Genomic DNA, 7367 nt, shown 5'->3' on the forward strand with positions numbered 1-7367 from the left:
AATTCGTTAGTCATTCGAATCGTCTGCTCGGGCGGCTAGCAGTTCGGGCGTCAGGCCCAGCCGCTCGCGCAGATCGATCCAGCCGCGCGGCGTGACCTGCACTGCGCGCGACGCGCGCGTGCGCCGCATCCAGCCGCGTTCGCACAGCAGCGTGAGAAAGGCCACGCCGAGCGGTCCGGCCAGATGATGCTGGCGCTCGGTCCAGTCGAGGCATTGGCGCGCAATGCCGTGACGCCCCGGCTTGAGCGCGGCGACGTCGAGCCCGAGTTCGCCGAACCATGTTTCGCCCGCGGGCGTCACCGCGAAGCGTTTGTCAGCTTGCGCCGTGATGAGCCCCGCATCCGTGAGGCGCTCCGTAATCGCCACGCCGACCTGGCCCGCGAGATGGTCGTAACAGCAGCGCGCGAAGCGCAGGTTCCGCGCTTCGCGGCCAGGGGGCTTGCGGCGCACCGGCGCACGCGCGCCGACCGTCGCGAGGCTTTCGAGCAAGGTGGCGACCTGGGCGTCCGCGAGCCGGTAGTAGCGGTGGCGGCCTTCCTTTTCCACGGCGAGCAGCCCGCCGTCCAGCAGCTTCGCCAGATGGCTGCTCGCGGTTTGCGCGGTGACGCCGGCCGCGTAAGCCAGTTCACCGGCGGGCAGCGCGCGGCCATCGGCGAGCGCCATCAGCATCGCGGCGCGCGCAGGGTCGGCGATCAGGAACGCCGTGGCGGACACTCTCGGGTGCGTGTTGATGCCATTCATGCGTTTCTCCAGGACATACGCATAGCGTAGCGCGCGAGCCGGGTCGCATGTTTCGACACGCATCGAAGCATCGGCACTGCCGTGCGCCCGATACTGGGCTCGTGACCGGCGCCCAACGCGCGCCGGCGCAGAGGGGGAGCCCATGCAGATACACGAGACGCACGAGACGCACGAGACGCACAGCCGCGAACAGCAACGCCGGGTGCTCTGGGCCACGAGCCTCAGTTATGTCGTGGTGATCCTCGACACCTCGATCGTCAATGTCGCGCTGGAGCGCATCGGTGCGAGTCTTGCGGGCGGCGTGGCCGGCCTGCAATGGGTGGTGAACGCCTATACGCTCACGTTCGCGAGCCTGCTGCTGTCGGGCGGCACGCTCGGCGACCGGCTCGGCGCGCGCCCGGTCTATATGGCCGGGCTCGCGGTCTTCACGGCGGCCTCGGCGTTGTGCGGCGCCGCGCCGAGCCTCGCGCTGCTCACGCTCGGACGCGTGCTGCAGGGCATGGGCGCGGCACTGCTCGTGCCCGCGTCGATGGCGCTCATCAACGGCGCATGCGCCAACGCGCGCGAGCGCGCCGCCGCCTTCGGCGTCTGGGCCGGGCTGGGCGGCGTCGCGATGGCGGCGGGCCCGTTGCTGGGCGGCGTACTGATCGGGCTCGTCGGCTGGCGCAGCATCTTTCTGCTCAACGTGCCGGTGTGCCTCGCCGGCATCGTCATGGCCGCGCGCGTGGCGCCGCAGGCGCGAAGAGGCGCGCCACGCCGGCTCGACCTCGCGGGCCAGGCGGCGGCCATCGCGGCGCTGGCGCTGCTCAATGCCGCCATCATCGAGGCGCCTGCGCACGGCTGGCATGCGCCGCTCGTCGCGGGCGGTCTCGTGCTGGCGGGTGGGGCGGCGATCGCCTTCGTCGCGCTCGAAAAGCACCGCGCGCAACCAATGCTCCCACTCGGCTTCTTCCGCGAGAGCGTGTTCAGCGCGGCCGTGCTGGTCTCGATGATTTCGGCGTTCACGTTCTACGGTCTGCTATTCGGACTCAGCCTGTATCTCCAGCAGGAGCGCGGCTACGCGCCGTTGCGCGCGGGTCTCGCTTTCCTGCCGCTCACCGTGGTGGTGCCGATCGGCAGTCTGCTTTCGCGGCGCGCGGTGGCGTGGCTCGGCCCGCGCGCGCTCGTCGCGCTCGCCTGCCTGCTCGCGACGGCCGGCTATCTCGGCGCGGCGGTTTGCGGCGCGACGGCGCGATACGACTTGCTCGCCTTGCCGCTGCCGGCCATCGGTTTTGCCGCGAGTCTCATCACGCCTGCGGCCACGGCGGCGCTCATGGCGACGGTCGATCAGGGCCGCGCGGGCATTGCCGCCGGCGTGCTCAACGCCGCCCGGCAGACCGGCGCGGCGCTCGGCGTGGCCGTGGCGGGCGCCATGATCGCGGGGCGCGCGTCGATCGGTGCGGGTATGCGCGTGAATCTGCTGATCGCCGCCGTGCTCTCGGCAGGCGCGGCGTGGGTGTGGTGGCGTGCGTGGTCCCGCCACGCTGCGCACGCCGCCCCGTCGCACGACGCGAAGAAGACGAGTGCCGGGAAGCCGTGCGCTAACCACATCTTCAGCATTTATATGCTAACCGCACGTGCCGATGATTGGCGAGAGTGTTACTGTCTCGGCCCGGTGGCGATGGTGTTGGGCAATACAAAGGAAAATGAGGCAACACGCGACATGACAACGAAGCAGAGGAAACCATCACCCACGGAAACTTCGCCGACGAGCGTCCTCGTCGTGCCCGTCCGCATGAATCTTGGCGATCTTCCATATTTCGATGGTCTGACGCCGCCCGATACCGAAGAGAGGTGGCCGCGCAAATTCGGACAGTCGGAAAAGTGGAACGCTCGGGGCCTGAGCCGGCGATAATGCCGACAAAGGAACCAGGAAGATGACGAAGAGAACCCGACGGACGCACTCAGCTGCGTTCAAAGCGAAAGTGGCGATGGCGGCGGTCAAGGGCGAGCGGACGTTGGCCGAATTGGCGCAGTAGTTCGATGTGCACCCGAACCAGATCACGGAATGGAAGCGGCAGTTGCAGGAGCGTGCTGCCGACGTGTTCGGCGCAGGCGGCACGGCGTCGAGCGAGCCGCTGGTCGATTTGAAGGAGCTACATGCGAAGATCGGCCAGCTCACGCTGGAGAACGATTTTTTAAGCGGCGCGCTCAACAAAGCGGGGTTGCTGAGCGCAAAGCGATGATCGATCGTACGCACGCATTGCCTGTCTCGCAGCAGGCACGACTCGTCGGTATCGCGAGATCGAGCGTGTATTACCGGGCGCAACCGGTGAGCGAAGCGGACCAGGCGCTAATGCGCCGGATCGACGAACTGCACATGGAGTTTCCGTTTGCCGGAGCGCGGAAGCTGGCGCGACTGCTGCGTCGCCAGGGACACGAGATTGGCCGTCGGCGCGCGCACGCTGATGAAGCGCATGGGTATCCAGGCGCTGTACTGCAAGCCGAACACCAGCCGACGCAATTTGCAGCACAAGATCTGGCCGTATCTGCTGCGGGGCATGACGATCAATCGGGCAAACCAGGTCTGGGCACTGGATACGAGTTATATCCCGATGGCGCGCGGCTTCGTGTATCTGACCGCCGTGGTGGACTGGGCCAGCCGGAAGGTACTGGCCCACCGCGTAGCGATCACGATGGAGGCGATGCACGCTGTCGAGGCGTTGGAAGACGCGTTCGCGAAATACGGGCAACCTGAAATCGTCAATACCGACCAGGGCCGCCAGTTCACCGCAACAGCGTTCACCGAGGCCGTGCTCAGCCGAGGCATCCGCTTGTCCATGGACGGCAAAGGTGCCTGGCGAGACAACGTGTTCGTCGAGCGCGTGTGGCGAAGTGTGAAATATGAAGAGGGATCTGAAAGCCTATGAATCGGTCAGCCATGCCCGCCGTTCTATTGGCGATTACCTGAACCTTTATAACCACAAGCGGCCCCATTCGAGTGTGTCCGATCAGACGCCGGATGAGGCATACTTCGCGACGCTGCCTGCGATCAAATTGGCAGCATGACTGCCCCGGACGTTCCACTTAAAAATCTCAGAAGACTGTCCGAACGATTGAGGCCACCTCTTAGGCGGGCTTGCTGCGACGACACTGTCGCGCTTTCGCGTTAGCAATAATGGCCCGCGCCTCCACCATCATGTGGCCGTGCGGGATCCCGGGACGCGGGCCGTCCCGTGCGGCTGTGACCCGGGCGCGTAACCAATACTCATACGCCTCGGCACGTTCGACGCCTCGAATTATTCAGGCCCTCTGAACTAGCGACAAGGATCGGATGAGGCCCATGCAGCACAAAACGTTTCGGCGCAACCGACAAGGGCTAGAGGGATCGCAGCGTCGCTTTGGCCGACCTTGACCTCTTTAAATGCTTTTACAACGCTGTCTTCTTTCAAACACCCCGATGACATCAGAACACCATTCATAATCAAGGCCTCCAATGCTGCCTGATTTTCGGACACACCTTTCAGGAAACACAGGTCAAAGGTCCCCTTCGTCCGTCGCCACAAAACTTCCAGCTGTCGAATGGAATATGCTGCTTGCCTCAACGAGATACGATCGTTCCTTCGCGAAAAACTGTTATAACTCTTGATCGACATCGCTGCCTCAACAATCGGGTAGGAAAGGAAGGGGTTCAGTCTGCGGATCTGGGGGCGTTCAGACGCCGAGGGCATTATCGAAACGAACTGTTTTATAGATTTGACCAATTCGGCACTTGTAGTGCCTAACAGTTCCCGATTGTACCCCGTGCGGTTATTCCAGGATTCCCCCGCCGATCGCTTGCGGTGGTCATGAAAGAGACGTCCAAAGTCCGGCCGTCGCCTCCATTTACCGAAGAATGATCGCGAACACGCCACCTTCGCTGCCGAACGCAGTATTCCGAATACCGAATCATTGCGGAGAACAGCCAGTCGATGCGCTATCTCCAGACCAAAACCTACCCCGACATCCTCAAATGCGTCGACGACCGAGGCGGCGGTCGGTATAGCATTGAACAGCATATCACCGGCCTGCCCTTCCATGAGGACAGTGCCCTGCGGAAGGATAGTGGTTAGCTCCTTTTCCAGGCTCAGGAAGAGCATATCCTGACTAGGATTAAACGGCGCTGTTGTTGGCCGCAGGTCAGAGAACGGCAAGTGTTTTTCTATATCGATGCAAATCAGATCGGCTCCTATCGAATCAGCAACTTGTTTCGCGAGGTCGACCTCATACGATTCTGGCGAGGCTGTTGAATAGTAGTTGACCGCTGGAAATGGCGAGCTATCACCGAGCGCCCGGCGCAGAAATATCGCGGCGGCGGAAGAGTCGACGCCGCCAGAGAGAGCGACACAGATGGAGGAGTGTCGACTCGTCAAATTTGAGAAGACAGTTTCGATCGCTTCTTCGCAGTGCATCTGCGAATCGATACCATGGGAAATCTTCGGCGTCCATACATCAGACGTCGCCACATCACCGTCGCGACTGACCGAAAGTGCTGCGCCTGCCGGCACTACGTCGATCCCGGTAAAAGCCGTTCGCCCGGTCATGCAAAACTGCGTGCGTGCGTAGTGTTCAAGGAAGTCTACATTCCACCTAACGCCGTTTCGGCGAACCAGTTTGGAAAGATCAAGGTCGATCGCAACTTCTCCGTCCGGTTCAACGCAGTAGTGCAGCCGAGCACTATGAAGGGGGTCAGAAAAAAAATGTCGGATGTGCGTCTCGTTGTCAACAACGATAACAACGTAAGCACCCCAAAGAAAATCCACCGCAATGGCTGTCACGTCTGTCCACTTGACTGAAAGGCGGAGCGCCTCCTCAATAACCGACGGCGATGCCCGGAGATAGGCGCTTCCGGCTTCGGCTAAATCGTAGATCTCGATTCGTAGTCGACCATTCGACGATGACAAGCTTGGGAAAATATTTCGAAGCGACGCATCGAATGTTGACCATGTCCCGTCTTTCAATCGCCAATTCATGAAAGACTCATGACGTTCATCAATATGCTCTCTCATATTGGAAATTTGTCGAATTTTCTTGCATGTCTTTGGAACTCTGACGAGTTGCAGATGACTGCTATATCAAATCGGTGATTTATAGATGACTGCATAACAAGAATTGAGATCTTGTTCATCTCCATAAATATGGCCGCCGACTTCAACCCAGGCATGTGCCACGAACGGATGAGGACGCACTCCGATTACGATTTGCGCTGGACACCCGTGTTTGCGCAGATCCCGCGCGATTGCCAGAGACATCTGGATACAGGTAATTTTTAGAGGGCACCAGAGTGCTGCCTTATGGTAGCGATCGGCCGTTCGTGATGAGATTGCTTGCGCGATACCTGTTGTACACGGCATCGCTATGGGCCGTAGCCGACGAATGCAGTTTGCTCCAGAAAGTCGTAACAAGAACGCGCTTGCGGCCAGACGTATGAGTGCCTGTACACTCAACTTCTCGCCCGGCGAACAAGATAAATTTCGGCTCGACCAACGCCCGGCATCAAATCGACAAAACCGGATACCACGGAAATCGGATACATTGGAATTTTTACCAGTTCTACCTGATAGAGAAATGACTTCATCGAAAACCAGCTGATCGATGAGTTGGTCATTTTCTTGTGATTCTCCATCTATGAATATGGATGATATCAAGGCTGAAAATTTCCCGTCATACAGGAAATATTTTGTTCGCCTGATGTCGAGGGCGATCACGATCTTGTCGAAGACCGCAACGTAGCAATTATCCGATATCTTCATGACTTGGTTGCACGTCGGCCGCCGGAGGCGCCCCGACGTGCGCTTGAAAAGATTAACCGTACGGCGAAATCACGCGACCATCGGGAACGGAATAACCCGGGGTCCCGTGCGTTGTTGAGACCATATCGAGCCTCAATGTGTTCGACTGTCTATAACCAAAAATCTTCCTAAAAAAAAGACGCACGTCATCCTCCTTAAGCTTGATTTCCAGAAAAGTGAGTCTGCGCTGATCAACGCGCTTTAATTATGATCATATATGTCGGCGATTTGCAATATATTTTTAGCACCCCATAATTGTTGTCACGGAAAAGTAAACCGCCCCGAACAGTGGTCACGTATTAATAGACACCCCCCAATTTATAGACGGCATATAATGTGCTCGTATTGAGCAAGGGTATCTGGTGTGCGCCTCTAGCTAGTGCTACTGTGTCATATAAGTAACTGCGCGATCTACTGTCGTACAGCAAGAAAGCCATCGTTGCATGAGCCCTTGTCCAAGCAGGATGCGCAATGTAGTAATGGAATCAGGAACGTGGCGCTGAGCGCGCTGGACTGCCCCGGGGGATGTAATCCGAGGGAAGGGCAGGCAGCACGCGTTCAAGGAAGTTTTTTTACCATGTCCACCTGATTGCATTCTGAGTCGTTGAGCCATCAGAAACCCATACGCAGCGATACTCAGTGTGGCGTGATGGTGAAAGCCACGCCAGCCTCGTCCTTCATAATGACCGAGCCCGAACTCCTGCTTCAGGTCCTGATAGTCGCGCTCGATGCGCCAGCGCATTTTGGTCACGAACACGAGCTGCTCGAGGGTCGCCTCTTCGGGGGCCGTAGTGAGAAAGTATTTGAGCGGCTCCG

General features: G+C 59.5%; 5 protein-coding genes and 2 pseudogenes. 2 read left to right on the forward strand and 5 right to left on the reverse strand.

What is annotated here, in order from left to right:
* Positions 1 to 6: 6 nt before the first annotated feature.
* A complete protein-coding gene (locus M3I56_RS21220; protein ID WP_254355678.1) occupies positions 7 to 741 on the reverse strand; it encodes a helix-turn-helix transcriptional regulator in 735 nt (244 codons plus the stop codon).
* 142 nt (positions 742 to 883) lie between these two features.
* Here M3I56_RS21220 and M3I56_RS21225 point away from each other — a divergent pair, with 142 nt between their 5' ends.
* Entirely contained in the window at positions 884 to 2635 is a 1752-nt protein-coding gene (locus tag M3I56_RS21225; RefSeq protein ID WP_254355679.1) for an MFS transporter, read from the forward strand.
* 22 nt (positions 2636 to 2657) lie between these two features.
* A pseudogene (locus M3I56_RS21230) lies at positions 2658 to 3789 on the forward strand (IS3 family transposase).
* A gap of 60 nt (positions 3790 to 3849) precedes the next feature.
* On the opposite strand, the gene M3I56_RS41685 reads toward M3I56_RS21230, so the two are convergent.
* From M3I56_RS41685 to M3I56_RS21245, 4 genes and pseudogenes are all read right to left on the reverse strand, one after another.
* On the reverse strand, positions 3850 to 4023 hold the full coding sequence (locus M3I56_RS41685; RefSeq protein WP_375541766.1) for an antitoxin: 174 nt from the start codon (positions 4021 to 4023) through the stop codon (positions 3850 to 3852).
* 14 nt (positions 4024 to 4037) lie between these two features.
* Positions 4038 to 5732 (reverse strand): asparagine synthase-related protein, encoded by a 1695-nt coding sequence (locus M3I56_RS21235; RefSeq protein WP_254355680.1) that lies wholly within the window; start codon positions 5730 to 5732, stop codon positions 4038 to 4040.
* Between the two features lie 102 nt (positions 5733 to 5834).
* Positions 5835 to 6512 (reverse strand): lasso peptide biosynthesis B2 protein, encoded by a 678-nt coding sequence (locus M3I56_RS21240; protein ID WP_254355681.1) that lies wholly within the window; start codon positions 6510 to 6512, stop codon positions 5835 to 5837.
* Between the two features lie 524 nt (positions 6513 to 7036).
* A pseudogene (locus M3I56_RS21245) lies at positions 7037 to 7367 on the reverse strand (transposase); the annotation flags it as partial.

Source organism: Paraburkholderia sp. CNPSo 3281 (assembly GCF_024206515.1).
Classification (GTDB): domain Bacteria; phylum Pseudomonadota; class Gammaproteobacteria; order Burkholderiales; family Burkholderiaceae; genus Paraburkholderia; species Paraburkholderia nodosa.